Annotated in this window: 18 protein-coding genes; 13 read left to right on the forward strand and 5 right to left on the reverse strand. The window is 67.5% G+C overall.

All coding sequences use genetic code 11. The annotated features are described in order from the left end of the window. Positions 1 to 20 precede the first annotated feature (20 nt). The 8 genes from N5C28_RS18520 (at position 21) to putA (ending at position 13,845) form a co-directional block, all read left to right on the forward strand. Positions 21 to 581 carry an antibiotic biosynthesis monooxygenase gene (locus N5C28_RS18520; protein WP_279824605.1) on the forward strand — a complete coding sequence of 187 codons (561 nt, stop codon included), beginning with the start codon at positions 21 to 23 and terminating at the stop codon, positions 579 to 581. A gap of 158 nt (positions 582 to 739) precedes the next feature. After that, positions 740 to 2,578, forward strand: a complete 1,839-nt coding sequence (locus N5C28_RS18525; protein ID WP_279824759.1) for an amidohydrolase — start codon at positions 740 to 742, stop codon at positions 2,576 to 2,578. Between the two features lie 2 nt (positions 2,579 to 2,580). After that, a complete protein-coding gene (locus N5C28_RS18530; RefSeq protein WP_279824607.1) occupies positions 2,581 to 4,185 on the forward strand; it encodes an MFS transporter in 1,605 nt (534 codons plus the stop codon). Positions 4,186 to 4,246: 61 nt separating this feature from the next. After that, the gene (locus N5C28_RS18535; protein ID WP_279824609.1) at positions 4,247 to 5,026 is read left to right on the forward strand and encodes an alpha/beta fold hydrolase; all 780 of its coding nucleotides are present in this window, start codon (positions 4,247 to 4,249) and stop codon (positions 5,024 to 5,026) included. Between the two features lie 20 nt (positions 5,027 to 5,046). Next, positions 5,047 to 8,145 carry a sensor histidine kinase gene (locus N5C28_RS18540; protein ID WP_279824610.1) on the forward strand — a complete coding sequence of 1,033 codons (3,099 nt, stop codon included), beginning with the start codon at positions 5,047 to 5,049 and terminating at the stop codon, positions 8,143 to 8,145. Continuing rightward, a complete protein-coding gene (locus tag N5C28_RS18545) occupies positions 8,142 to 8,780 on the forward strand; it encodes a response regulator transcription factor (RefSeq protein WP_347881270.1) in 639 nt (212 codons plus the stop codon). The genes N5C28_RS18540 and N5C28_RS18545 overlap by 4 nt, the downstream gene beginning before the upstream one ends. A gap of 104 nt (positions 8,781 to 8,884) precedes the next feature. Next, on the forward strand, positions 8,885 to 9,436 hold the full coding sequence (locus N5C28_RS18550; protein WP_279824612.1) for an AraC family transcriptional regulator: 552 nt from the start codon (positions 8,885 to 8,887) through the stop codon (positions 9,434 to 9,436). A gap of 461 nt (positions 9,437 to 9,897) precedes the next feature. Next, entirely contained in the window at positions 9,898 to 13,845 is a 3,948-nt protein-coding gene (putA, locus tag N5C28_RS18555; RefSeq protein WP_279824613.1) for a trifunctional transcriptional regulator/proline dehydrogenase/L-glutamate gamma-semialdehyde dehydrogenase, read from the forward strand. Positions 13,846 to 14,096: 251 nt separating this feature from the next. Here the strand turns inward: putA and N5C28_RS18560 are convergent, their stop codons facing one another. The 3 genes from N5C28_RS18560 to N5C28_RS18570 are packed head-to-tail and all read right to left on the reverse strand — an operon-like array spanning position 14,097 to position 19,839. Continuing rightward, on the reverse strand, positions 14,097 to 15,536 hold the full coding sequence (locus N5C28_RS18560) for an AdeC/AdeK/OprM family multidrug efflux complex outer membrane factor (RefSeq protein ID WP_279824614.1): 1,440 nt from the start codon (positions 15,534 to 15,536) through the stop codon (positions 14,097 to 14,099). Continuing rightward, complete coding sequence (locus N5C28_RS18565) at positions 15,533 to 18,676, reverse strand: efflux RND transporter permease subunit (RefSeq protein WP_279824615.1); 3,144 nt, start codon at positions 18,674 to 18,676, stop codon at positions 15,533 to 15,535. Before N5C28_RS18565 ends, N5C28_RS18560 begins: the two co-directional genes overlap by 4 nt. Positions 18,677 to 18,690: 14 nt before the next feature. Next, on the reverse strand, positions 18,691 to 19,839 hold the full coding sequence (locus N5C28_RS18570; RefSeq protein WP_279824617.1) for an efflux RND transporter periplasmic adaptor subunit: 1,149 nt from the start codon (positions 19,837 to 19,839) through the stop codon (positions 18,691 to 18,693). A gap of 202 nt (positions 19,840 to 20,041) precedes the next feature. Between N5C28_RS18570 and N5C28_RS18575 the strand changes: the two genes are divergently transcribed. The 5 genes from N5C28_RS18575 (at position 20,042) to N5C28_RS18595 (ending at position 23,615) form a co-directional block, all read left to right on the forward strand. Further along, on the forward strand, positions 20,042 to 20,677 hold the full coding sequence (locus tag N5C28_RS18575; RefSeq protein ID WP_279824619.1) for a TetR family transcriptional regulator: 636 nt from the start codon (positions 20,042 to 20,044) through the stop codon (positions 20,675 to 20,677). A gap of 240 nt (positions 20,678 to 20,917) precedes the next feature. Beyond that, the gene (locus N5C28_RS18580; protein ID WP_279824620.1) at positions 20,918 to 21,712 is read left to right on the forward strand and encodes an outer membrane protein OmpK; all 795 of its coding nucleotides are present in this window, start codon (positions 20,918 to 20,920) and stop codon (positions 21,710 to 21,712) included. Between the two features lie 127 nt (positions 21,713 to 21,839). Next, on the forward strand, positions 21,840 to 22,682 hold the full coding sequence (locus N5C28_RS18585; RefSeq protein WP_279824621.1) for a DMT family transporter: 843 nt from the start codon (positions 21,840 to 21,842) through the stop codon (positions 22,680 to 22,682). 53 nt (positions 22,683 to 22,735) lie between these two features. Next, positions 22,736 to 23,224, forward strand: coding sequence for an LEA type 2 family protein (locus N5C28_RS18590; RefSeq protein ID WP_279824623.1), 489 nt, complete (start codon positions 22,736 to 22,738; stop codon positions 23,222 to 23,224). Positions 23,225 to 23,270: 46 nt separating this feature from the next. Beyond that, complete coding sequence (locus N5C28_RS18595) at positions 23,271 to 23,615, forward strand: zinc ribbon domain-containing protein YjdM (protein WP_279824624.1); 345 nt, start codon at positions 23,271 to 23,273, stop codon at positions 23,613 to 23,615. Positions 23,616 to 23,835: 220 nt separating this feature from the next. Here the strand turns inward: N5C28_RS18595 and N5C28_RS18600 are convergent, their stop codons facing one another. Together N5C28_RS18600 and N5C28_RS18605 are read right to left on the reverse strand one after the other, a co-directional pair. Beyond that, the gene (locus N5C28_RS18600) at positions 23,836 to 24,672 is read right to left on the reverse strand and encodes an arylamine N-acetyltransferase (protein ID WP_279824625.1); all 837 of its coding nucleotides are present in this window, start codon (positions 24,670 to 24,672) and stop codon (positions 23,836 to 23,838) included. A gap of 89 nt (positions 24,673 to 24,761) precedes the next feature. Next, complete coding sequence (locus tag N5C28_RS18605; protein ID WP_279824626.1) at positions 24,762 to 25,469, reverse strand: hypothetical protein; 708 nt, start codon at positions 25,467 to 25,469, stop codon at positions 24,762 to 24,764. Positions 25,470 to 25,498 lie beyond the last annotated feature (29 nt).

The following is a 25,498-nucleotide window of genomic DNA, read 5'->3' on the forward strand; positions in this document are numbered from 1 at the left end:
ACCCCTGACCTGGAGTACCCATGGGCACGGACAGGACCCACGAGATCGCCACCCTGGTCGTTCGCCACCGCGTCAAAGCCGGCAGCGAAGACGCCTATGAAATCTGGCTGCGGCGCACCATCGACATCGCCAGCCGCTACGTCGGCCACATGGGCGTCGACGTCATCCGCAGCCGCCACGAGGGCCTGGCCCTGTTCACCTGCGTGCTGCGCTTTTCCTGCACGCTGCACCTGCAAGCCTGGCTGGACTCCACCGACCGCCATGAGCTGGTCGACGACGTCGCCCCGCTGCTCGCCGACGGCGACCACACCGATATCAGCCAGGCCCGCGAGTTCTGGTTCGTGCCACCGGCCGACCAGCCGCAACCGCCGCGCTGGAAGCAGGCCTGCGTCACCTTCCTGGTGATCCTGCCGCTGAGCCTGCTGGTGCCGCTGCTGTGGCAGCCGCTGTTCGCCAGCGTTCCACCCCTGGGCGGCTACGTGGCCAGCAACGTGCTGATCACCCTGAGCATCGTGCTGCTGGTGGTGTACCTGTTCATGCCCCTGGCCACGCGCCTCTTTTCCCGTTGGCTAAACCCCTGATTCCATGGAGAATTGCCATGAGTAAAGACCCCTCGGACAACAGCCGCCGTCAGTTCCTCGCCGCCAGCACGGTGGTGGGTGCAGCGGGTGCGCTCTGGTCCGCCCTCCCTTTCGCCGGCACCTCCGGCTCCGCTTCCGCCAGCACTCAAGGAGTTCCAATGAGCGCCGATCTGATCCTGTTCAACGGCCGCCTGCACACGGTCGACCGTGAGAAACCCCAGGCCACCGCCGTCGCCATCAAGGACGGCAAATTCGTCGCCGTGGGCAGCGATGCCGAAGCCATGGCGCTGCGCACCGACGCGACCCGGGTGATCGATCTGCAACGGCGTACCGTGGTCCCCGGCCTCAACGACTCGCACCTGCACCTGATCCGCGGCGGCCTGAACTACAACCTGGAACTGCGCTGGGAAGGCGTGCCGTCCCTGGTCGATGCCCTGCGCATGCTCAAGGACCAGGCTGACCGCACCCCGGCGCCGCAATGGGTGCGCGTGGTCGGTGGCTGGAACGAATTCCAGTTCGCCGAACGCCGCCTGCCAACCCTGGACGAGATCAACAAGGCGGCGCCGGACACCCCGGTGTTCCTGCTGCACCTCTATGACCGCGCCCTGCTCAACCGCGCCGCCCTGCGCGTGGTGGGCTACGACAAGAACACCCCCAACCCGCCCGGTGGCGAAATCCAGCGTGACGCCAACGGCGAGCCGACCGGCATGCTGATCGCCCGCCCCAACGCGATGATCCTCTACGCGACCCTGGCCAAGGGGCCCAAGCTGCCGCTGGAGTACCAGGTCAACTCCACGCGCCAGTTCATGCGCGAACTCAACCGCCTGGGCGTGACCAGCGCCATCGATGCCGGCGGCGGTTTCCAGAACTACCCCGACGACTACGAAGTGGTGCGCGAGCTGGCCAAGCAGGACCAGCTGACCATCCGCATCGCCTACAACCTGTTCACCCAGAAGCCCAAGGAAGAACTGACCGACTTCAAGAACTGGAGCGGCATGGTCAAGCCGGGTGACGGCACGGACTTCTTCCGCCACAACGGTGCCGGGGAAATGCTGGTGTTCTCCGCCGCCGACTTCGAAGACTTCCTGGAGCCGCGCCCGGACCTCGCACCGACCATGGAGCAGGACCTGGAGCCGGTGGTCCGCCACCTGGTGGAACAGCGCTGGCCGTTCCGCCTGCACGCCACCTACGACGAGTCCATCTCGCGCATGCTCGACGTGTTCGAGAAGGTCAACCGCGACATCCCGTTCAACGGCCTGCCGTGGTTCTTCGACCACGCCGAAACCATCACCCCGAAGAACATCGAGCGCGTGCGCGCCCTCGGCGGCGGCATCGCCATCCAGGACCGCATGGCGTTCCAGGGCGAGTACTTCGTCGACCGCTACGGCAGCAAGGCCGCCGAGCAGACCCCGCCGATCCAGCGCATGCTGGCCGAAGGCGTGCCGGTCGGCGCCGGCACCGACGCCACCCGCGTGTCCAGCTACAACCCCTGGACCTCGCTGTACTGGCTGGTCAGCGGCAAGACCGTGGGCGGCCTGGAGCTGTACCCCAACGGCCTGTCCCGCGACACCGCCCTGCAACTGTTCACCCACGGCAGCGCCTGGTTCTCCAGCGAGCAAGGCAAGAAGGGCCAGATCAAGGTCGGGCAACTGGCCGACCTCATCGCCCTGTCGGCGGACTTCTTCAGCGTCGACCAAGAGCAGATCAAGTGGATCGAGTCGGTGCTGACCGTCGTCGATGGCAAGGTGGTCTATGGCGCGGCGGAATTCGACAAGCTGTCGCCGCCCACCCTGCCGGTGATGCCGGACTGGTCGCCAGTGGCCAAGGTCCCCGGTCACTGGCGTCCGGGTTCGCCGCTGGTGGCGCAGGTGCACCAGTGCTCCGGGCCGTGCGCGGTGCATGCGCACAGCCACGACAAGGTGCGTCGCTCGTCGGTGCCGGTCAGTGACTTCCAAGGCTTCTGGGGCGCCTTCGGCTGCTCCTGCTTCGCCTTCTGACCATGGACGCGACGATCGAAAAGCGCTCCCCGTGGAGCGCCCTGCGCCATCGCACCTTCCTCTGGCTGTGGCTGGCCAGCATCGCCTCCAACATCGGCACCTGGATGCACGAGGTGGGCGCGGGCTGGCTGATGACCACCCTGTCCGCCAGCCCGATGCACGTGGCCCTGGTGCAGGTCGCCGGCTCCGCGCCGATGTTCTTCCTGGCCCTGCCCGCAGGCGCCATGGCCGACATCGTCGACAAGCGCCGCTACCTGCTCAAGGTCCAGGTGTGGATGGCGGCAGTGGCCATGCTCCTGGCGCTGCTCACGCTCAACGGCATGATGACGGTCAGCCTGCTGCTCCTGCTCACCCTGGGCATGGGCATCGGCACCGCGCTGATGATGCCGGCCTGGTCGGCACTGACGCCGGAGCTGGTCGACAAGCGCGACCTCGGCTCGGCCATTGCCCTGTCCAGCCTCGGCATCAACATCGCCCGGGCCATCGGCCCGGCCATCGCCGGGGTGCTGGTCAGCCTTGCCGGCCCCTGGGCCACCTTCGCCCTGAACGCGCTGTCGTTCTTCGCGGTGATGGCGGTGCTGTACAGCTGGAAACGCGAGCAGACCCCGGCCCTGTTCCCCGCTGAACGGCTGTTCGGTGCGGTGCGCGCCGGCTGGCGCTACAGCCGCAGCTCGCGGCCGCTGCAGGCGGTGCTGGTGCGCACGGCGGCGTTCTTCGTCGGTGCCAGCGCCGGCATGTCGCTGCTGCCGCTGATCGTACGCGGCGAGCTGCAAGGCACCGCCAGCGACTTCGGCCTGCTGCTCGGCAGCGTCGGTGTCGGTGCGGTGCTCGGCGCCACGCTGCTGCCGCGCATCCGTGAGGCGGTCAAGCCGGACCACCTGGTGGCCGGCGCCAGCGTGCTCTACGCCCTGGTGCTGGTCGGCCTGGCCAGCCTGCGCAACCTGTACGCCCTGGTGCCAGTGATGATGATCAGCGGCGCGGCCTGGATCGCCGTGCTGTCGAGCCTGCAGATGGCCGCCCAGACCTCGGTGCCCAACTGGGTCCGGGCGCGGGCCCTGGCGGTGTACATCCTGGTGTTCTTCGGCACCATGGCCGCCGGCGGCACCCTGTGGGGCTTCGTCGCCAGCCACCTGTCGATCACCCAGGCCCTGCTGATCGCCGGCGGCCTGTTGCTGCTGGGCATCGTGCTGACCCTGCGCTTCCACCTGCCGGTCACCGAAGCCGAAGACCTGGCGCCGTCGCTGCACTGGCCGGCACCGATCCTGGCCGACGACCAGGATCAGGACCAGGAGCGCGGCCCGGTGATGGTCACCCTGGAGTACCGCATCGATCCCGCCCAGGCGCTCCAGTTCCAGCAGGCCATGCAGGAAGTGCGGCGCATGCGCGGGCGCAACGGGGCGTTCTCCTGGGGGCTGGTGCAGGACAGCCAGGACCCGCAACGCTGGCTGGAGTTCTTCTTCGACGAGTCCTGGCTCGAACACCTGCGCCACCACGGCCGGGTGACCAAGGCCGAGCAGCGCATCGAGGCCGCCGCCCGGCAGTTCCAGCAGGCCGGCATCGATGTGCACATTCGTCACTACCTGACGCCCGCCAAGCCTCACGGCTGAGGGCGCCGCACAGCGCCCGTCGGCACACCGCGTCGGCGGGCGCTCCCACAGGGGTTCACGGATGAACGTAACGGCGGTCTTCATCCAGGGCGAGTGGCTGTCGGGCGACGCCTGGAACAACTTCCGGCGCCGCTACAGCGCCTGCGGTTACACCTGCATCGCGCCGCCCTGGCCACTGCGCGACGACACCCCTCGCCAGCTGCGCCAGGCCCCGCCGGGGGAATTGTCGGAGCTGGGCATCGCCGCTATCGTCGAACACTACGACCGCCTGATTCGCCGCCTGCAGCGTCCGCCGCTGCTGATCGGCCATTCCCTGGGCGGCCTGATCGTGCAACTGCTGCTGGACCGCGGCCTGGGCTGCGCCGGCATCGCACTGGCCGCCGTACCACCGGCCCGCTTCCTGCCTCGTCCGGGGCTGCTTTACCGCACCCTCCCCTTGCGCCTGTGGGGCGGCTGGGGCCGCGTGCTGCACCTGCCGCGGGATGACTTCGCCCGCAGCACCGGTCATTTCCTCAGCCACGCCGAGGCCGGCACCCTGTACGACCAGCAGGCCGTACCGACCCCGGCCCGGGTGTTCTTCGACGCCGCACTGGGCATCGGCACCCGCGTCGATTTCGCCAACGACCGCCGCGCCCCCTTGCTGCTGGTCAGCGCCGGCGACGACCGCATCGTCCCGCCGCGCCTGGTGGCCGCCACCTACCGCCGGCACCAGCGCTCGATCGCCATCACCGGGATCAAACGCTTCGCCAACCACAGCCACTGGTTGATCAATGAGCCGGGTTGGGAGGTAATAGCGGACTACACGATCGACTGGGCCCACCGGCACCTCGGTCGCTACTGACTCCCCACGCGGTTCCGGCCATGCCTGCAGCGAGCGCTCACGCGGCAACACCCCATGCACGCACGCCGAAGGCGCGGCGCGGGGCCCGGCTGCTCATCGGCTGGCTGCTGGGCCTGGCGCTGCTGCTCGGCAACCAGGCGGTACTGGCCAACGGCACACGGCTGAGCGACCTGGAACACCGGCGCTGGACGGTTGCCGACAACGGCCCCCGGCAGGTCGGCGCCCTGGCCCAGACGACGGACGGTTACCTCTGGCTCGGCACCCAGGACTCGCTGTACCGCTTCGACGGCCTGCGCTTCACCCGCTACCAGGCGCCGGACGGCCAGCCCCTGGGCGTCGTCTCGACCCTGTACAACGACGAACAGGGCCTGTGGGTCGGCCTGCGCAAGGGCGGCGTGCGCCTGATCACCCCCAGCGCCATGCTGAGCTACCCCGCGGGCCAGGGCCTGCCCGCTGGCGTGGTCTACGGGCTGGCAAGGGACCGCACGGGCGCACTCTGGGCGGCTGCCCACGACGGCCTGGCGCGTTTCGATGGCCAGGACTGGACGCACGTCTCGCAGGACTGGAATTTTCCCGAACACAACGCGCGGGCGGTGTTCGTCGACCGCGCCGGCACGCTGTGGGCCGCCAGCGAAGACCGCCTGTTCTACCTGCCGAACGGCGCCCAGCGCTTCGTGGACGCCGGCATCACGGTGGACTGGGCCAGCCAGATCACCCAGGCACCGGATGGCGCGATCTGGCTGGTCGAGCGCGAGGGCGGCGTGCTCCATCGCCTGCAACAGCTGTTCGGCATGCCGTTCGCACAGCGCCACGTCATCGCCGGGGCCAAGCAGCTGCTCTTCGACCGTCGCGGTGCGCTGTGGGTGAGCACCATCAGCCGTGGGCTGCTGCGGCTGCCGCCCGCCCCGGCGGTCGAGCCGCTCGACCTGAACACCCTGGAGGCCTTCACCAGCCAGGACGGCCTCAGCGCCGACAGCACCCGCCCTCTGCTGGAAGACCGCGAGGGCAGCATCTGGGTCGGCAGCAGCACCGGCCTCGACCGCTTCCGTCCACGCCGGATGACCGTGGCCAGCCTGCCAGGCGACGCCCGCAACCTGGCCCTGGCCGCCAGCGCCGATGGCAGCCTGTGGGCTGGCACCAGCAACCGCCCGGCCCTGCACCTGACGGCCGAGGGCGTGCAGGACACGGCGATCCCGGCGGGGATCAGCAGCGCCTTCGCCGACCGCCACGGCGACGTGTGGATGGCGGGCAACCGGGGCATCTGGCGTGCCCGTGGCCAGCAGGTCGAGCGCGTCGCCGACCTGCCGGTGGCCGCCGACCTGGATTCCCCGGTGCGCGCCATGGCCCTCGATCACCAGGGCGATTTGTGGGTGTCGATCAACCGCACCGGGCTGTTCGTCCTGCGCGACGGGCAGTGGACGCTGCAGCCCTCGCCCACCCTCGCGCCCAGCCAGGTGATGCCGGTGACCGCCAGCACCGATGCGCAGGGCCGACTGTGGTTCGGCTACCGCGATAACCTGATCGTCACCCGCGATGCCAGCGGCGAGCGCCAGTGGGGCGAGGCCGATGGCCTGAACATCGGCCATGTCACCGCCCTGCTGCACCAGCCGGACCGCACCTGGGTCGCCGGCCAACGCGGGCTGGCCTACTTCGACGGCGCGCGCTTCCACGGCCTGCGCCTGCCGGACAACGGCCTGTTCGACAACATCTACGCCCTGCTCGCCGCCCCGTCCGCCTGGTCCCGGGCGCGGGGCGACGACCTGTGGCTGCAGAGCAAGGCCGGCATCTTCCAGATCGCCGCCAGCGAGCTGGAGCGGGCCATCGCTAACCCCGAGCACGCCATGCGCTACCGCAGCTACGAGTTGCAGCGCAGCCTGGCCAACGACCCGTTCCAGGTCATGCCGCTGCCGAGCGCCGTGCGCAGTGCCGATGGGCGCCTGTGGTTCACCACCAGCCAGGGCGTGGTGTGGATCGACCCGGCGGCCATCGAGCCGCTGGCCGGCTCGCCACGCATCCTGATCGACGGGTTCAACGTGGATGGGCACAGCGTGCCCCTCGACCCGCCGCCGACCCTGTCGCCCGAATCCCGGCGGATCGAAATCAGCTACTCGGCGCTCAGCCTGTCGGCCCAGGAAGACCTCAATTTCAGCTACCGTCTGGACGGTGTCGACACCGCCTGGCACCCACTGGACACCAACCGCAGCGCCGTCTATTCCGGCCTCGGCCCGGGCACCTACCGCTTCCGGGTCATCGCCTCCGACCAGGCCGGGGTCAGCAGCGACCACGAGGCGCAACTGACCTTCAGCATCCAGCCGCTGTTCTACCAGAAGCCGCTGTTCATCCTGCTCTGCGTGGTGCTCCTGGCGGGCCTGCTGTGGGCCCTGCACCTGCTCAACATGCGCCGGGTGGCGGCCAACCTGCGGGCGCGCCTGGAGGCCCGCCACGAAGAACGCGAGCGCATCGCCCGGGAACTGCATGACACCCTGCTGCAGGGCGTGCAGGGGCTGGTGCTGAGCTTCCAGGCGGCCAGCCAGCTGATCGACGAGCAGCACCCGGCACGGGTGCGCATGGAGCGCGCGCTGGACCGCGCCGACGAGGTGATCGCGGAGGGCCGCGACCGGGTCAACGACCTGCGCCGCCTGAACCAGCCGGCACCGGCCCTGATCGACGCCTTCGCCCTGCTCGCCCGCGACCTCGAACAGGACGGCAGCACCGCCTTCAGCCTCGACACCCGGGGCACGCCGCTGCCGTTGCACCCCCTGGTGCGCGAGGAAAGCTACCTGATCGGCCGCGAGGCCATCGTCAACGCCTTGCGCCACGCCGGTGCCAGCCGCATCGCCATCACCATCGCCTACAACCGGCACACCTTCGACGTGAGCATCATTGATGACGGCCGGGGCATTCCCCAGGACTACCTGCCGCCCAACGCCCGACCGAACCACTGGGGCTTGTGCGGTATGCTCGAACGCGCCGACAAGATGGGCAGCCGCCTGCTGATCCGCAGCGGCGCCAACGGCGGCACCGACATCCACCTCAGCGTGCCGGCGCAAACCGCCTACCGCTACCGGCCCGGCTGGCTGCAACGCTGGCTGCGCCCCTTCAACCGACCGAGGAACTGACCGTGCAACCAGCGCCCGACATCATTCGTGTCCTGGTCGTGGACGACCACCCGCTGCTGCGCGAAGGCATTGCCGCCGTGCTCGAAGCCCAGCCCGACATTTTCCTGGTCGGCGAGGCCACCAATGGCCGCGAGGCCCTGTACCTGTACCGCGACCTGCAACCCGACGTGACCCTGATGGACCTGCAGATGCCCGACATGGACGGCATCGAGGCGATCCATGCCATCCGCGGCGAATTCCCCGCCGCGCGCATCGCCATCCTCACCACTTACCGGGGTGACGTGCGCGCCCTGCACGCGATCAAGGCCGGGGCCATGGCCTACCTGCTCAAGAGCAGCCTGCGCAAGGAACTGCTGGACGCCATCCGCACCATCGCCGCCGGCAAGCGCCACATCCCGGTCGAGATCGCCACCGAGCTGGCCGACCACCTCGCCCAGGACGCCCTAAGCCCGCGGGAACTCCAGGTGCTGCAGCGGGTGGCCATGGGCAAGCCGAACAAGGAAATCGCCGCCGAACTGCTGATTTCCGAAGACACCATCAAGGGTCACCTGAAAAGCATCATGGACAAGCTGGGCGCCAACAACCGCACCCACGCCGTCACCCTGGGCATCCAGCGCGGCATCATCAGCATCTGACCCCCACTTTCGAGGGGGGTATCGCCCCCCCTTTGTCGGCTTTGCGCCGGCACGCCGGGTCCGCATCATGGCCGTCGCGATGATGGACCACGAGAGAAGACCCCATGCTCGATGCCCTGCATGACGAACGCCTTTCCCGTGACGCCGTGGGTGCCGTGCTGCGCCTGCTCGACGAAGCCCAGTCCTGCCTGCACCTCGACCAGGCGTCCGCCTGCCAGCACCTGGCGCAGGCCCTGGCGATCCTGCGCCAGGAACCGCACCCGACGCGCGCCCAGGGTGGCCTGGCCGGCTGGCAACGCCGGCGCCTCACCGACTTCATCGATGACCACCTTAGCAACCCGATCCGCACCACCCAACTGGCCGCCGCCCTGGGCCTGAGCGTCAGCCACTTTTCCCATGCCTTCAAACAGAGCTTCGGGGTCACGCCGCTGGTGTACATCGCCCAACGGCGCATCGACTCGGCCCGCCAGGCGATGCTCGACAGCCGCCTGTCGCTGACCGAAATCGCCCACAGCCACGGCTTCTGCGACCAGTCCCACTTCAGCCGCACCTTCCGCCGCGAGACCGGCGTGACACCACAAACCTGGCGCCGCCTGCGCGGCCTGGAGCCGGCCACCGCGCAGCCGGCGGCCAACGACCTGTCCCGCCCGGCCTGACGCCCCGCTACCGACCGCCGCCCCACCGGGTATTTATTGCGCCTGTCGGGCAGCAACCCGGGAGCTGTGCCATAACGTAAGGAGCGACCTGCTCCGTGCGGCGGACCAAAACCTGAAACGACAGCAGCCGGGTACGGGTCTACCGTGGGCGGAACGGAACGCTGAGCGACAGGCTGCCCCTGCAAAAGGTTGCACCTAGAACGCGCTACCATCGAACAAAGGTGCAACCATAATCAGACACAGCTGAACGAGCGTTCCAGTCCATGTGAACAGGGTTAAGGCGCCAGCAAACCGACACTTTCTGCGGGCTGAATCTCCGACCTGACGGCCCTCCAGGAACCGTTCATCGAGAGGCCGGGGTGAATCGATATCGACAAGGTTGCACCTGGTTGCACCCACCCACCGACAGGTTTACTCTCTCGCCACTTTTTCTGCGGTACACCAGATAACAGGACCCCCTCATGGCCACTACCACTCTTGGCGTAAAGCTCGACGACGCAACCCGTGAACGCCTCAAGCAGGCCGCGCAGTCGCTCGACCGCACCCCGCACTGGCTGATCAAGCAAGCGATCTTCAACTACCTGGAGCAGGTCGAAGGCGGTCTGACCCCGCCGGAGATGTCCGGTCTTGCAGCCGCAGCGGGCGAAGAGTCGGTAGAAGGGCTGAGCGAGCAGGGCCTGCAGGTCTTCCTCGATTTCGCCGAAAGCATCCTGCCGCAATCGGTGCTGCGCGCCGCCATCACCTCGGCCTACCGCCGTCCGGAAACCGACGCCGTGCCGATGCTGCTGGAGCAGGCCCGCCTGCCCAAGGACAAGGCCGACGCCAGCACCAAGCTGGCCATGAGCATTGCCGAGAAGCTGCGCAACCAGAAGAGCGCCGGCGGCCGCCAGGGCCTGGTGCAGGGCCTGCTGCAGGAATTCTCCCTGTCGTCCCAGGAAGGCGTGGCGCTGATGTGCCTGGCCGAAGCGCTGCTGCGCATCCCGGACAAGGCCACCCGCGACGCCCTGATCCGCGACAAGATCGCCAACGGCAACTGGAGCCAGCACCTGGGCCAGAGCCCGTCGATGTTCGTCAACGCGGCCTCCTGGGGCCTGCTGATCACCGGCAAGCTGGTGTCCACCCATAACGAAGCCGGCCTGTCCAATTCGCTCAACCGCATCATCGGCAAGGGCGGCGAGCCGCTGATCCGCAAGGGCGTGGACATGTCCATGCGCCTGATGGGCGAGCAGTTCGTCACCGGCGAAACCATCGCCGAGGCCCTGGCCAACGCCAGCGCCATGGAGAGCAAGGGCTTCCGCTATTCCTACGACATGCTCGGTGAAGCGGCGCTGACCGACGAAGACGCCAAGCGCTACCTGGCGTCCTACGAGCAGGCCATCCACGCCATCGGCAAGGCCTCCCACGGCCGCGGCATCTACGAAGGCCCGGGCATCTCGATCAAGCTGTCGGCCCTGCACCCGCGCTACAGCCGCGCCCAGTACGACCGCGTGATGGACGAGCTGTACCCGATCCTCCTGGGCCTGACCCAGATGGCCAAGCAGTACGACATCGGCCTGAACATCGACGCCGAGGAAGCCGACCGCCTGGAGCTGTCCCTGGACCTGCTCGAGCGCCTGTGCTTCGACCCGTCGCTGGCCGGCTGGAACGGTATCGGTTTCGTCATCCAGGCCTACCAGAAGCGCTGCCCGTACGTGATCGACTACGTCATCGACCTGGCCAAGCGCAGCCGTCACCGCCTGATGATCCGCCTGGTGAAGGGCGCCTACTGGGACAGCGAGATCAAGCTGGCCCAGGTCAACGGCCTGGAAGGCTACCCGGTCTACACCCGCAAGCCGTACACCGACGTTTCCTACATCGCCTGCGCCCGCAAGCTGCTGGCCGTGCCGGAAGCCATCTACCCGCAGTTCGCCACGCACAACGCCCACAGCCTGTCGGCCATCTACCACCTGGCCGGGCAGAACTACTACCCGGGCCAGTACGAGTTCCAGTGCCTGCACGGCATGGGCGAGCCGCTGTACGAGCAGGTCGTGGGCAAGGTCGCCGACGGCAAGCTGAACCGTCCGTGCCGCATCTACGCACCGGTCGGCAGCCATGAAACCCTGCTGGCCTACCTGGTGCGTCGCCTGCTGGAAAACGGCGCCAACACCTCGTTCGTCAACCGCATCGCCGACCACAGCATCTCGATCAAGGACCTGGTCCTGGACCCGGTGCAGCAGATCGAGCAGATGGCCGCCCAGGAAGGCACCGTCGGCCTGCCGCACCCGCGCATCCCGCTGCCGCGTGCCCTGTACGGCGAGGCCCGCCTGAACTCCGAAGGCATCGACCTGGCCAACGAACACCGCCTGGGCTCGCTGTCCTCCGCCCTGCTGACCAGCACCAACACCGCCTACGTGGCCCAGCCGATCCTCGGCTGCGACACCCCGGCACCGGGTGCGACCGAAACCCTGAAGAACCCGGCCGATCACCGCGACATCGTCGGTCACGTCAGCGAAGCCAGCGAAGCGGATATCAAGAGCGCGATCCTCTGTGCCCTGTCCAGCGGGCAGATCTGGCAGTCCACCGTGGCCGCCGAGCGCGCCGCCGTGCTGGACCGCGCCGCCGACCAGATGGAAGCGGAAATGCAGCAGCTCATGGGCCTGCTGGTCCGTGAAGCGGGCAAGAGCTTCGCCAACGCCATCTCCGAAGTGCGCGAGGCCGTGGACTTCCTGCGTTACTACGCGGCCCAGGCGCGCAACCACTTCGCCAATGACACCCACCGCCCGCTGGGTCCGGTGGTGTGCATCAGCCCGTGGAACTTCCCGCTGGCGATCTTCAGTGGCCAGGTCGCCGCTGCGCTGGCCGCCGGTAACACCGTGCTGGCCAAGCCGGCCGAGCAGACCCCGCTGATCGCCGCCCAGGCCGTGCGCATCCTGCTCGAAGCCGGTGTGCCGGGCGGCGCCGTGCAACTGCTGCCGGGCCGTGGCGAAACCGTCGGCGCGCGCCTGATCGCCGACGAGCGCGTGCGTGGCGTGATGTTCACCGGCTCCACCGAAGTGGCCGGCATCATCCAGCGCAACATCGCCGGTCGTCTCGATGCCCAGGGCCGCACCATCCCGCTGATCGCCGAAACCGGCGGCCTGAACACCATGATCGTCGACTCCTCGGCCCTCACCGAGCAGGTGGTGGTGGACGTGATCTCCTCGGCCTTCGACAGCGCCGGTCAGCGCTGCTCGGCCCTGCGCGTGCTGTGCGTGCAGGAAGACGTGGCCGACCGCGTGATCACCATGCTCAAGGGCGCCATGGCCGAATACACCCTGGGCAACCCGGAGCGCCTGAGCACCGACATCGGCCCAGTGATCGACGCCGAAGCCAAGGCTGGCATCGAGCAGCACATCGAGAAGATGCGCGAGAAAGGCCGCAAGGTGTTCCAGACCGCCCGCGCCAATGGCGAGGACATCAAGCGCGGCACCTTCGTGATGCCGACCCTGATCGAGCTGGACAGCTTCGACGAGCTGCAGCGCGAAGTCTTCGGCCCGGTGCTGCACGTGGTGCGCTACCAGCGCGCCGACCTAGGCAACCTGCTAGAGCAGATCAATGCCAGCGGCTACGGCCTGACCCTCGGCGTGCACACCCGCATCGACGAGACCATCGCCCAGGTGGTGAGCAGCGCCAAGGTCGGCAACCTCTACGTCAACCGCAACATGGTCGGCGCCGTGGTCGGCGTGCAGCCGTTCGGCGGTGAAGGCCTGTCGGGCACCGGCCCGAAAGCCGGCGGCCCGCTGTACATGTACCGCCTGCTGTCGACCCGTCCGCAGGACGCGGTGGCCAAGCAGCTGAACCAGGAAACCCCGGAAAGCGAAGCCCAGCGCCCGGCGCCGCAGCAGAAGGCCTTCCAGGCGCTGAATGAGTGGCTGACCCAGCACGAACCAGCCCTGGCCGAGCTGAGTGCCCAATACGGCGCCCAGGCCCAGAGCGGCGTCACCCAGATGCTGGCCGGCCCGACTGGCGAGCGCAACAGCTACACCCTGTTGCCACGCGAGCACGTGCTGTGCCTGGCCGACGACCGCCATGACCTGCTGACCCAGCTGGCCGCCGCCCTCGCGGTGGGCAGCCAGGTGCTGTGGCAGGAGCAGGAGGTCACCCGCGAGCTGTTCAAGGCCCTGCCCAAGGACGTGCAGGCGCGCATCCAGTGGGTCAGCGACTGGGGCACCAGCGAGGCGGCGTTCGACGCCATCCTGCACCACGGTGATTCCGACCAGCTGCGTGCGGTCTGCCAACTGGCGGCCAAGCGTCCTGGCGCGATCGTCGGTGTCCACGGCCTGAACAAGGGCGAGACCGACATCCCGCTGGAGCGCCTGCTGATCGAACACGCCCTGAGCGTCAACACCGCGGCCGCCGGCGGCAACGCCAGCCTGATGACCATCGGCTGACCGCACCCGCCAGGCGCTCCCCGCGAGCGCCTGGCACGGCCGTCACCGCCTTGCCGGGCGGCGCCGGTCACGCACGGTACACCGCTGAAAAACGGGGGCTCACCCGCCCGGTACCGCGCGCTTTCCTCCTGCACAATCGTGCCGCACCCGCTTACCCGGTGGGTGCAGGAACGGGCCACCCGCCCCGACCACCCCAAACGAAAAAGGCCCGTCATACGACGGGCCTTTTTTATTGCGGTACGACAGCCAAATCAGCTCGGCGGCGGGGTCGCGGTCTGCTCGTTCCAGCCGCCACCCATGGCCTTGTACAGATTGACCTCGCTGGTCAGCTGGTTGAGGCGATCGCCGATCAGTTGCTGGCGGGCGCTGAACAGCTGGCGCTGGGCATCGAGCAGGGTCAGGTAGCTGTCCACGCCGGTGCGGAAGCGCCGTTCGGCCAGGCGGTAGTAGTCCTCGCTGGTGCGCACCAGGCTGCGCTGCGCGTCCAGCTGGTCTTCGTAGGTGGTGCGGGCGGCCAGGCCGTCCGCCACTTCCTGGAAGGCCACCTGGATGGCTTGCTCGTACTGGGCGACCTCGATGTTCTTCTGAATCTCGGCGTAGTCGAGATTGGCCCGCAGGCGGCCGGCGGTGAAGATCGGCAGGTTGATCTGCGGCTGGAACAGCCAGGTACCGGAACCGCCGTCGAACAGGCCCGACAGCTCGCTGCTGGCGGTGCCGGCGTTGGCGGTCAGGCTGATGTTGGGGAAGAACGCCGCACGCGCCGCACCGATGCTGGCATTGGCGGCACGCAGCTGGTGCTCGGCCTGGAGCACGTCGGGACGGCGTTGCAGCAGGTCGGACGGCAGGCCGGCCGGGACCTCGGCCAACATGTCGTCGTCGAGGCCTTCGCCAGCCGGCAATTGCGCTGGCACACCGCTGCCGAGCAGCAGGGTCAGGGCATTGCGGTCCTGGGCCACCAGACGGGTGTACTGCGCCAGGCTGACCTGGGCACTTTCCACGGCAGTACGGGCCTGGCTCAGTGCCAGGGCGTCGGTCACCCCGACGTCAAAGCTGCGCTTGGTCAGCTCGTAGCTCTTCTCGTAGGTGTCGAGGGTTTCGCGGGTCAGTCGCAGCAGGGCTTCGTCGGCCTGCAGCGTCAGGTAGGCCGTGGCGACGTTGGCCACCAGGCTGATCTGCACACTGCGGCGCGCTTCTTCGCTGGCGAAGTACTGCTGCAGGGTCTGCTCGTTGAGGCTGCGCAGGCGACCGAAGAAGTCGATCTCCCAGGCGCTGGTGCCCACGGTGGCGCTGTACTGCCCGGTGGTGGTCGACGAGCCGGTCTGCGACAGGTCACCCGGCAGGCGCTGGCGGGTCGCGCCGCCGCCGGCCGAGATGCTCGGGAACAGTTCGGAGCGCTGGATGCGGTGCTGGGCGCGGAAGGCGTCGATGTTCAGCGCCGCGACACGCAGGTCACGGTTGTTCTGCAACGCCACCTCGACCAGTTGTTGCAGGGCCGGGTCGCGGAAGAATTCGCGCCAGCCCAGGTCGGCGGCAGTCGTCCCGGTCTGGGCGGCGGCATCGTTGCCGGTGTAGGCCTCGCCTTGCGGCCAGGCGCCGGCTACCGGCGCGTCGGGGCGCTGGTAGTCGGGGATCATGCTGCAGCCGCTGAGCACGACGGCGGTCACAGCCAGGGTCAACAGGGACTGCTTCACTGCAGCACCTCCTTCTCGGTTTCACCGGCCGGCTCGGCTTTCTTCTTCTCGAACAGCGAGCCAACCAGCACGTAGAACAGTGGAATCCAGAAGATCGCCAGCACCAGGGCGCTGAGCATGCCACCGATCACCCCGGTGCCGATGGCGTGCTTGCTGCCCGCACCGGCACCGCTGGCGATGGCCAGCGGCAGTACGCCGAGGATGAACGCCAGCGAGGTCATGACGATCGGGCGCAGACGCATGCGGCAGGCTTCCAGCGCCGCGTCCGCCAGGCTCATGCCCTGCGCATACTGGGCCCTGGCGAACTCCACGATGAGAATCGCGTTACGCGCCGACAGGCCGATGGTCGTGAGCAACCCCACCTTGAAGAACACGTCGTTGGACAGGCCACGCATTTCGGTGAAGAACAGCGCACCGACGATGCCCAGCGGCACCACCAGCATCACCGCGAACGGAATCGACCAGCTCTCGTAGAGGGCGGCCAGGCAGAGGAACACCACGATCGCCGAGATCACGAACAGCGCCAGGGTCTGCGAACCGGCCAGGCGCTCCTCGTAGGACAGCCCCGTCCAGGCGTAGCCCACCCCTTCGGGCAACTGCGCCGCGATCTCCTCGACCGCAGCCATGGCGTCACCGGTGCTGTAGCCAGGGGCCGGGGCACCGAGGATCTCCGCCGCCGACACGCCGTTGTAGCGCGACAGCTTGGGCGGGCCGTAGGTCCACTCGCCACTGGCGAAGGCGCTGAACGGCACCATCTCTCCGGCGTCGTTGCGGATGTACCACTTCTTCAGGTCTTCCGGCCCCATGCGCGACTCGGGCGAGCCTTGCAGGTAGACCTTCTTCACCCGACCGCGGTCGATGAAGTCGTTGACGTAGCTGGCACCCCAGGAGATCGACAGCGTGCTGTTGATGTCAGCCAGGGACAGGCCCAGGGCACGGGCACGCTCGTCGTCGATCAGCAACTGATACTGCGGTTCGTCGCGCAGGCCGTTGGCCCGTACGCTGTCCAGCACCGGATGGGCGTTGGCCAGTTGCACGAACTTGTCGCGCGCCTCGTTGAGCACCTGGTGGCCGACGCCGGCCTGGTCCTGCAGGAACAGGTTGAAGCCGGTGGCGTTCCCCATCTCCATCACCGCCGGCGGGGCGAAGGCGAACACCATCGCATCACGGAAGCTGAAGAAGTGTTGCTGCGCACGCTGCGCCAACGCGGCCACGCCATTCTCGGCGCCCGGGCGATCGCCCCACGGCTTGAGCATGATGAACGCCATGCCCGAACTCTGGCCACGGCCGGCGAAGTTGAAGCCGGTTACGGTGAACACCGATTGCACCGCCTCGCCTTCGTCGTCGAGCAGGTACTGGCGCATTTCGTCGACCACCGCCTGGGTCCGCTCGGCACTGGAGCCCGCCGGGGTCTGGACCTGGGCGAACAGCACGCCCTGGTCTTCCTCGGGGAGGAAGGCCGTGGGGATACGGCTGAACATCCACACCATGATGCCGACGATCACCAGGTACAACAGCAGGTACGGCATCTTGCGCTTGAGCATGCCGGCGACGCCGCGCTGGTAGGCGTTGTTGCCACGGTCGAAGGTGCGGTTGAACCAGCCGAAGAAGCCGCTCTTGGCCTCGTGGTGGTCGCCGTCGATCGGCTTGAGCAAGGTGGCGCACAGCGCCGGCGTGAAGATCAGCGCCACCAGCACAGACAGCACCATGGCCGAGACGATGGTGATGGAGAACTGTTTGTAGATCACCCCGGTGGAGCCACCGAAGAAGGCCATCGGCAGGAACACCGCCGACAGCACCAGGCCGATACCGACCAGGGCGCCCTGGATCTGGCCCATGGACTTGCGCGTCGCCTCCTTGGGCGACAGGCCATCCTCGCGCATCACCCGCTCGACGTTCTCCACCACCACGATGGCGTCGTCCACCAGCAGGCCGATGGCCAGGACCATGGCGAACATCGTCAGGGTGTTGATCGAGAAGCCGAACGCCGCCAGCACCCCGAACGTACCGAGCAGTACCACCGGCACCGCCAATGTGGGAATGATGGTGGCGCGCAGGTTCTGCAGGAACAGGAACATCACCAGGAACACCAGCACGATCGCCTCGAACAGGGTCATTACCACCCCTTCGATGGACGACGAGATCACCGGCGTGGTGTCGTACGGGAAGACCACTTCCATGCCCGCCGGGAAGAACGGTTCCAGGTTGGCAATGGTTTCGCGCACCGCCTTGGCGGTGTCCAGGGCGTTGGCACCGGTGGCCAGGCGAATCGCCAGACCGGACGCCGGCAGACCGTTGAACTGGGCGTTGATGGCGTAGTTCTCGCCCCCCAGTTCGACCTTGGCGACGTCGCTCAGGCGGACCTGGGACCCGTCACGCTCGACCTTGAGCAGGATGTTGCGGAACTCTTCCGGCGTCTGCAGGCGGGTCTTGCCGATGATGGTGGCGTTGAGCTGGTTGCCCGGTGCCGCCGGCAGGCCGCCGAACTGGCCCGAGGAAATCTGCACGTTCTGCGCCTGGATGGCGCCGCGCACATCGACCGGGGTCAGCTGGAAGCTGTTGAGCTTGGCCGGGTCGAGCCAGATACGCATGGCGTACTGCGCACCGAACACCTGGAAGTCGCCCACGCCCTTGGTCCGCGAGATCGGGTCCTGCAGGTTGGAAACGATGTAGTTGGACAGGTCCTCGCGGGTCATGCTGCCGTTCTTGGAAACGACGCCGATGACCAGCAGGAAGTTGCGCACCGATTTGGTCACGCGGATGCCCTGCTGCTGCACTTCCTGCGGCAACATCGGGGTGGCCAGCTGCAGCTTGTTCTGCACCTGGACCTGGGCGATGTCCGGATTGACCCCCTGTTCGAAGGTCACGATGATTTCCATGCTGCCGTCGGAGTTGCTCGACGAGCTGACATAGCGCAGGCCGTCCAGGCCGTTGAGCTGCTGCTCGATGACCTGCACCACGGTGTCCTGCACGGTCTGCGCCGAAGCCCCCGGGTAGCTGACCTGAATGGCAACGGCCGGTGGCGCGATGCTCGGGTACTGGTTGATCGGCAACTTGAGGATGGACAGGCCACCCGCGAGCATGATCACCAGCGCGATCACCCAGGCGAAGATCGGCCGGTCGATAAAGAATTTTGACATTCAGCGATTCTCCGTTAGCCCTGGCCGTTGTCGTGTTCGGCGCTCTGCACCGTCTGGCTGGCTTTGACGTTGCGTGCCGGTACCGCCTTGACCTCGGCGCCGGGCTGGATGAATTGCAGGCCTTCGGTGATCAGACGGTCGCCTTCGCTCAGGCCCTCGTCGATCAGCCAGGCATTGCCGGCGGTGCGCTCGGCCTTCAGCACGCGCAGCTCGACCTTGTTGTCGGCGCCGACCACCAGGGCCGTCGGTTCGCCACGCGGGTTGCGGGTCACGCCCTGTTGCGGCGCCAGGATCGCTTTGTCGTTCATGCCGGAGCTGAGCTGGGCATGCACGAACATGCCGGGCAGCAGCAGGTGATCCGGGTTGGGGAACACGGCGCGCAGGGTCACCGAGCCGGTGCTCTCATCCACCGACACCTCGGAGAACTCCAGGGTGCCTTCGTGGCTGTACTGACTGCCGTCTTCGAGGGTCAGCTTGACCGCGGCAGCGTTGTCGCCGACCTTCTGCAGCTTGCCGCTGGCCAGGTCGCGGCGCAGGCGCAGCAAGTCCTTGGTCGGCTGGGTGACGTCGACGTAGATCGGGTCGAGCTGCTGGATGGTCGCCATCTGGTTGGCCTGGCCGTTGTTGACCAGCGCCCCTTCGCTGACCGAAGAACGGCCCACGCGGCCGGCGATCGGCGCCAGCACCTTGGTGTAGCGCAGGTTGATGCGCGCCTGCTCCAGGGCAGCCTCGGCCTGCAGGCGCGCGGCCTGGGCTTCGTCGTAGGCCTGCTTGCTCACGGCCTGGTCGGCGACCAGGTCCTTGTAGCGCTCGGCCAGTGACTTGGCCGAGGCCAGGGTGGCCTGGGCGCTCTTGTAGGTGGCCTGGTAGACCGACTGATCGATCTGGTACAGCTGCTGCCCGGCCTTGACCTCGGAGCCTTCGGTGAACAGACGCTTCCGGATGATGCCATCGACCTGCGGACGCACTTCGGCGACGCGGAAGGCAGCGGTGCGCCCCGGCAGTTCAGTGGTCAGGGTGAACGGCTGTGCCTTCAGCTCCACGACGCCGACTTCGGCGATCTGCGCGGCGGGGGCGGCGGCCTCCTCCTGACAGCCGGTGAGGGTGAGCATGGCCACGGCAATCGCCGTCGCCATTGCCACGAAGGCAGGCTTCTTCTGCATCTGAGTGAACCTCGTTCAGTACTGTTTGCCCGGGCGGGCATGACCACAGCCAGGAACCATGGTGGATTGTTTAGTAGGCTAACGAATATACTTACGTTCGAGAATGTTTGTAAATGCCCAATCCTGCAAACCTCTGTCAAAGAATGTGTCCAGTTGAGGCGCGCTGTAGCGGGCTTCATCGCCACGAAGGTAGCCATACGCCATGGTCCGACGCACCAAAGAAGAAGCCGAAGAAACGCGCGCGCACATCCTCGATGCGGCCGAGCACGTGTTCTATGAGAAAGGCGTCTCGCGCAGCTCGCTGGCCGATATCGCCGCCGCAGCCGGCGTGAGCCGTGGCGCCATCTATTGGCACTTCGACAATAAGGTGGATATGTTTCAGGCGATGCTCGAACGCCTGCGCCTGCCCCTGGAAGAGCTCGCCCGGGCCAGCGAAAGCGAGGACGAGCCCGACCCGCTGGGGCGCATGCGCGAGCTGCTGATCAAGGCCCTCAAGCGCACCGAAGACGACCCGCGCAGCCGCCGGATCAGCGAAATCCTCCAGCACAAATGCGAGTACAGCGACGAGCTGGGCGACCTGCGCCAGCGCATGCAGAGCCTCAGCCTGGAGTGCGACCAGCGCATCGCCAAGGCCCTGCGCAATGCCGTGAGTAAGGACCAATTGCCGGCCGACCTGAACTGCGAGCGCGCCGCCGTGTGCCTGCACGCCTACATGGAAGGGCTGCAGGCCAACTGGCTGCTGGTGCCCAGCAGCTTCGCCCTGGCCGACCAGGCCGAATCCCTGGTCGATGCCCTGTTCGACATGCTGCGCCACAGCCCTGCCCTGCAGCGCGCCTGAGGCTGAGCCCGCCTCGACGCAACGCACATCAGGCCGTCACCGGGGCCGGAAGCCCCCTCATCCGGGGCCCTGCGACGATGCAACGCGGGCAAAAATCCGCCAAACGCCGTCATTTCCCTGTATAACGCCGCTCCGCGCGCGCCGGCATGAACGTGGCGCCGTCCTTGCACCGCCGTCCTTGCACAGTCTCACCCAGCCTGCACACAGACAGGTCAACACGAATCAAACCCAGGAGCACACATGAACCGCACCCTCTCTTCCCTGATGCTCGCCAGCGGGCTCCTGGTCGGTGGCCAGGCCGTCGCCGGCGATCTGCTGCAGTGGCAGAACAACAGCCTCAGCTACCTGTACGGCCACGACTTCAAGATCGACCCGGAAATCCAGCAGACCATCACCTTCGAGCACGCCAGCGGCTGGAGCGTCGGTGACCTGTTCCTCTTCGTCGACACCATCAAGTACAACACCGACGCCACCAACGGCGCCGGCGACGGCCACACCTTCTACGGCGAGATTTCGCCGCGCCTGAGCTTCGGCAAGCTGTTCGATACGAAGCTGCAGTTCGGCCCGGTGACCGACGTGCTGCTGGCCATGACCTACGAGTTCGGCGAAGACGACGTCGACGCCTACCTGATCGGCCCGGGCTTCGACCTGGCCATCCCGGGCTTCGACTATTTCCAGCTCAACACCTACCTGCGCACCCCCGATGGCGACCGCGACGGCAAGAACGTCTGGCAGATCACCCCGGCGTGGAGCTACACCATCCCGGTGGGCAACTCCGACATCCTGATCGACGGCTTCCTCGACTGGGTCGTGGACAACGACGACACCTACCACGCCAACGTGCACTTCGTGCCGCAGGTCAAATACGACCTGGGCAAGGCCATGAACTGGGGCGAGAAGCAGCTGTACGTCGGCTTCGAGTACGACTACTGGAGTGACAAGTACGGCATCGACAACGACAGCGTGCTCGGTGACGACGTGCTCGGCGGCACCGACCAGAGCACCGCCAGCCTGCTGGTCAAGGCGCACTTCTGATCGACCGCACCTCGGCTGCCCGCCAGCCGAGGTGCCCCTCCCTGCAACTTTCCGCCAATACCCCCGCCCGCGCCTTTGCGTTTAGATAGCGGTTCCCTCACCGCCAGACCTCGCACAAGGATGGCCGATGACGCACCGCACCCTGCTGTTGACCGCCCTGGCCATGCTGGCCTTCGCCGGTAACTCCCTGCTCTGCCGCCTGGCCCTGAAAGACACCGAGATCGACGCCGCCACCTTCACCAGCCTGCGCATCGTCTCCGGCGCCCTGACCCTGTGGCTGCTGTTGCGCCTGCGCCCCGGCCGCAGTGCCGTCGGCGGCAGCTGGTTCGGCGCGCTGGCGCTGTTCGCCTACGCGGCGGCGTTCTCCTTCGCCTACATCAGCCTCGATGCCGGGGCCGGGGCACTGCTGCTGTTCGGCGCGGTGCAGATCAGCATGCTGCTGTGGGGTTTCTACCGGGGCGAGCGCCTGGGCATGGCCGGCAGCGCGGGCCTGCTGATGGCCTTTGCCGGCCTGCTGGTTCTGCTGTTGCCCGGGGCCAGCGCGCCCGCCATGAGCAGCGCCCTGCTGATGCTGCTGTCCGGCGTGGCCTGGGGTGCCTACTCGCTGCTCGGCCGTGGCGTGAGCGATCCGCTGGCGGCCACCGCCGGCAATTTCCTGCGGGCCGTCCCGTTCGCCCTTGCCACCAGCCTCCTCTTGCTCGGCAGCCTCCACTGGGACGGTCCGGGGGTGCTGTACGCCCTGCTCTCCGGCGCCCTGGCCTCGGGCGCCGGCTACGCCATCTGGTACACCGCCCTGCGCGGCCTGAAGGCCTTCCAGGCGGCCACGGTGCAACTCAGCGTGCCGATCATCACCGCCCTGGCCGGCAGCCTGCTGCTCAGCGAACCCCTGACCCTGCGCCTGCTGATCGCCTCGGTGGCCGTGCTCGGCGGCATCGCCCTGGTCCTGGGCAGCCAGCGCCAGCGGAGCTAAACCGGCGCACCGTGGTCTTCTATCTGAAGCCATTGCCCGAAGGGAAGCCCACCATGTCCCCCACCTTGCGCGTCCTGCTGTTCGGCCTGCTCACCAGCCTGCTGGTCGGCTGCAGCACCCTGAGCGGCCGCGATCCGCTGCACATCGACCTGGTCGGGCTGGAGCCGCTGCCCGGTGAAGGGCTGGAAATGCGCTTCGCGGTGAAGCTGCGCGTGCAGAACCCCAACGACCGCGCCATCGACTTCGACGGCGTGGCCCTGCAACTGGAAATCAACGACCAGCCGCTGGCCAGCGGCGTCAGCGACCAGCGTGGCCAGGTGCCGCGCTTCGGTGAGACGGTGATTCGCGTGCCGGTGAGCATCTCCGCCTACTCGGCCATGCGCCAGGCCTGGGGCGTGGCCGGTTACCAGCCGGGGGACGGCCTGCCCTACGTGGTCCGCGGCAAGCTGGCCAGTGGCTTTTTCGGCACTACCCGCTTCGTCGATTCCGGCAGCCTGGAATGGCCACAACCCGCACCGTTGAGCGCACCGCCCACGCGCTGAACAAAACCCTATACACTATGCGGCTTTTCCAAACCGAGGACTCGCCGTGAGCGCGCTGCCACCCTGCCCCCAATGCAACTCCGAATACACCTACGAAGACGGCACCCAGCTCGTCTGCCCGGAGTGCGCCCACGAATGGTCCGCCACTGACAACGCCGACGCCACGGGCGACAGCGAAAAGGTCATCAAGGACTCGGTCGGCAACGTGCTGCAGGACGGTGACACCATCACCGTGATCAAGGACCTCAAGGTCAAGGGCTCGTCCCTGGTGGTCAAGGTCGGCACCAAGGTCAAGGGCATCCGCCTGGTCGACGGCGACCACGACATCGACTGCAAGATCGACGGCATCGGCGCCATGAAGCTCAAGTCCGAGTTCGTGCGCAAGGTCTGATCCGTCGCACCTGAAGAGCCCGGCACAGGCCGGGCTTTTTTGTGTCCGGCTCATTGCTTCTGCAGATGCGGAGCGTCCGGGTCGGATCAACGTGGGAGGGGCTTCAGCCGCGACGCCTCCTCAAAAGCTCGCCGCTGAAGTGCCTCCTACAGGACGGGGCTTCACTGCCATCTGATCGTTCCCACGCTCCGCGTGGGAATGCCTCCCGTGACGCTCCGCGTCACCCACGGCCCTCGGCCATGACCCGCTCGATGGCCGCACGCAGGTCCGGGTGCTGCGGCACGCGAATGCCGAACACCTCACGCAGCACCTCCAGCACCTCATCCGCATCGCGCAACTGCACGCGCTGGCTCCGTTCGCCCACGCGGTGAGTGGCGAAGCTGCCGTTGTGCAGCGTATGGCGCAGCCCATCAGCGGTGCGGGCCACAATCAGCTGCCCGAGAAACGGCGAGTCCGGATGCGTGCACACGTACCAGTTGCCCACCGTGTAATCGATCTCGGCAGGCGGCTGCAGGTCGAACAGGTACATCGCCCGCCATTCATCGCCCACCCGCGCCTGCAGCCTGTAGCTGCCATCGACCTGGCTCAGTCGGTAGAGCTCGTGGGGCGTGGCCTGCTCGGCCTCGCTGTCGAGCAGCAGCGGGCCGGTCGGCACCATGCCGCCGAAACCCACGTCGGTGATGTAGCGCGTACCGCCCAGGGTCACCAGCACCAGCATATGCGTGCGCGCAGGCAACGCCGCCCCCTCCGGCAAGCCCATCACCACCCGCCCAGTCAGCCCGCGCGCGTCATAGCCCAGCGCCTGCAGCAGCCGCAGGTACAGGCCGTTGAGCTCGAAACAGTAACCGCCACGCCCCTGCTTCAGCAGCTTGTCCTGCACGTCCGACGCCTCGACCGACACCGGCAGGTGCAGCAAGGCCGACAACGTCTCGAAAGGAAACGCCGCACAGTGGCGACGCTGCAGTTCACGCAGGGTTTCCAGGGTCGGCGGCGGGGCCGACGGGTAACCGAGGCGGGCGAGGTAAGTGGGCAGGTCGAGCATGAACGGCTCGCGCATGGCGGGCTCCTTGATCGGGCGGCTTCAAGTACATGACGATTCAGCCTAGCCGATTGGGACAACCGCCCGACCGAATGCTTGCGCTCGGCTCACTGCACCGGCAGGAAGTTGATGAACAGCAGCCCCTGGGCATAGCTCACACCAATGCGCCGATAGCGCTCGTCCAGCACATTGGTCAGCAGGTCGAGGCGCGCGACGATCTTGCCGAACTCCACGGCAAAGCTCAGGTTGCGCGCCTCGGCGGTGATCTCGTTGGACAGCAGCAGCGGCTTGCCATCGATGCCCTGGCGGCTGGCGAGCATCCAGGTGGCCTTCTCGATATTACGCGCCGCGTTGTGCACGAACTGCGGGTCGATCACATCGGTGAGGTAGAACTCGGTGCGGCCGCCGTGGGCGGTCACCAGCATGCTGCCGATGGCGTAGATGAAGGCGCCGACCCGGTCACCTTCGAAGTCGGGCCCGAGGGCATAACTCAGTGCGGCGACGTCTTCACGTCCGCCCAGATTGGCCAGGGGCTTGCCCGATTCGATCGCGGTCTGGACGGCGCGGGCGGCAGCGGTGCGGCTGTCCAGGCCGGTCTTGCGCCACTCGCGCGGGTTGCGCAGGTAGAGCTTGTCCATCAGCCGGTACAGCGCGTTGAGGTTGTTGCGCATGGCCAGGGTGGCCAGGCGATCGGAAGGGGTCTGGAACAGCTCGGTGGGCTTCACCGAACTGACGTTACTGATGAACGAGGCATTGCTCTGGTGCCGTGCGCACCCGCTGCCGGCCAGCAGCACCAAGGCCCCCAACAGCACCATCAGGCCGCGCCAGACGCGCCGCCTCGAGC

It is taken from the genome of Pseudomonas sp. GD03944 (assembly GCF_029839275.1).
Classification (GTDB): domain Bacteria; phylum Pseudomonadota; class Gammaproteobacteria; order Pseudomonadales; family Pseudomonadaceae; genus Aquipseudomonas.

What these genes read in the sequence shown, in the direction of transcription:
- N5C28_RS18520 (WP_279824605.1), top strand. Translation starts at nt 21, where the DNA reads ATGGGCACGGACAGGACCCACGAGATCGCCACCCTGGTCGTTCGCCAC.
- N5C28_RS18525 (WP_279824759.1), top strand. Translation starts at nt 740, where the DNA reads ATGAGCGCCGATCTGATCCTGTTCAACGGCCGCCTGCACACGGTCGAC.
- N5C28_RS18530 (WP_279824607.1), top strand. Translation starts at nt 2,581, where the DNA reads ATGGACGCGACGATCGAAAAGCGCTCCCCGTGGAGCGCCCTGCGCCAT.
- N5C28_RS18535 (WP_279824609.1), top strand. Translation starts at nt 4,247, where the DNA reads ATGAACGTAACGGCGGTCTTCATCCAGGGCGAGTGGCTGTCGGGCGAC.
- N5C28_RS18540 (WP_279824610.1), top strand. Translation starts at nt 5,047, where the DNA reads ATGCCTGCAGCGAGCGCTCACGCGGCAACACCCCATGCACGCACGCCG.
- N5C28_RS18550 (WP_279824612.1), top strand. Translation starts at nt 8,885, where the DNA reads ATGCTCGATGCCCTGCATGACGAACGCCTTTCCCGTGACGCCGTGGGT.
- putA (WP_279824613.1), top strand. Translation starts at nt 9,898, where the DNA reads ATGGCCACTACCACTCTTGGCGTAAAGCTCGACGACGCAACCCGTGAA.
- N5C28_RS18565 (WP_279824615.1), bottom strand. Translation starts at nt 18,676, where the DNA reads ATGTCAAAATTCTTTATCGACCGGCCGATCTTCGCCTGGGTGATCGCG.
- N5C28_RS18570 (WP_279824617.1), bottom strand. Translation starts at nt 19,839, where the DNA reads ATGCAGAAGAAGCCTGCCTTCGTGGCAATGGCGACGGCGATTGCCGTG.
- N5C28_RS18575 (WP_279824619.1), top strand. Translation starts at nt 20,042, where the DNA reads ATGGTCCGACGCACCAAAGAAGAAGCCGAAGAAACGCGCGCGCACATC.
- N5C28_RS18580 (WP_279824620.1), top strand. Translation starts at nt 20,918, where the DNA reads ATGAACCGCACCCTCTCTTCCCTGATGCTCGCCAGCGGGCTCCTGGTC.
- N5C28_RS18585 (WP_279824621.1), top strand. Translation starts at nt 21,840, where the DNA reads ATGACGCACCGCACCCTGCTGTTGACCGCCCTGGCCATGCTGGCCTTC.
- N5C28_RS18590 (WP_279824623.1), top strand. Translation starts at nt 22,736, where the DNA reads ATGTCCCCCACCTTGCGCGTCCTGCTGTTCGGCCTGCTCACCAGCCTG.
- N5C28_RS18600 (WP_279824625.1), bottom strand. Translation starts at nt 24,672, where the DNA reads ATGCGCGAGCCGTTCATGCTCGACCTGCCCACTTACCTCGCCCGCCTC.
- N5C28_RS18605 (WP_279824626.1), bottom strand. Translation starts at nt 25,469, where the DNA reads ATGGTGCTGTTGGGGGCCTTGGTGCTGCTGGCCGGCAGCGGGTGCGCA.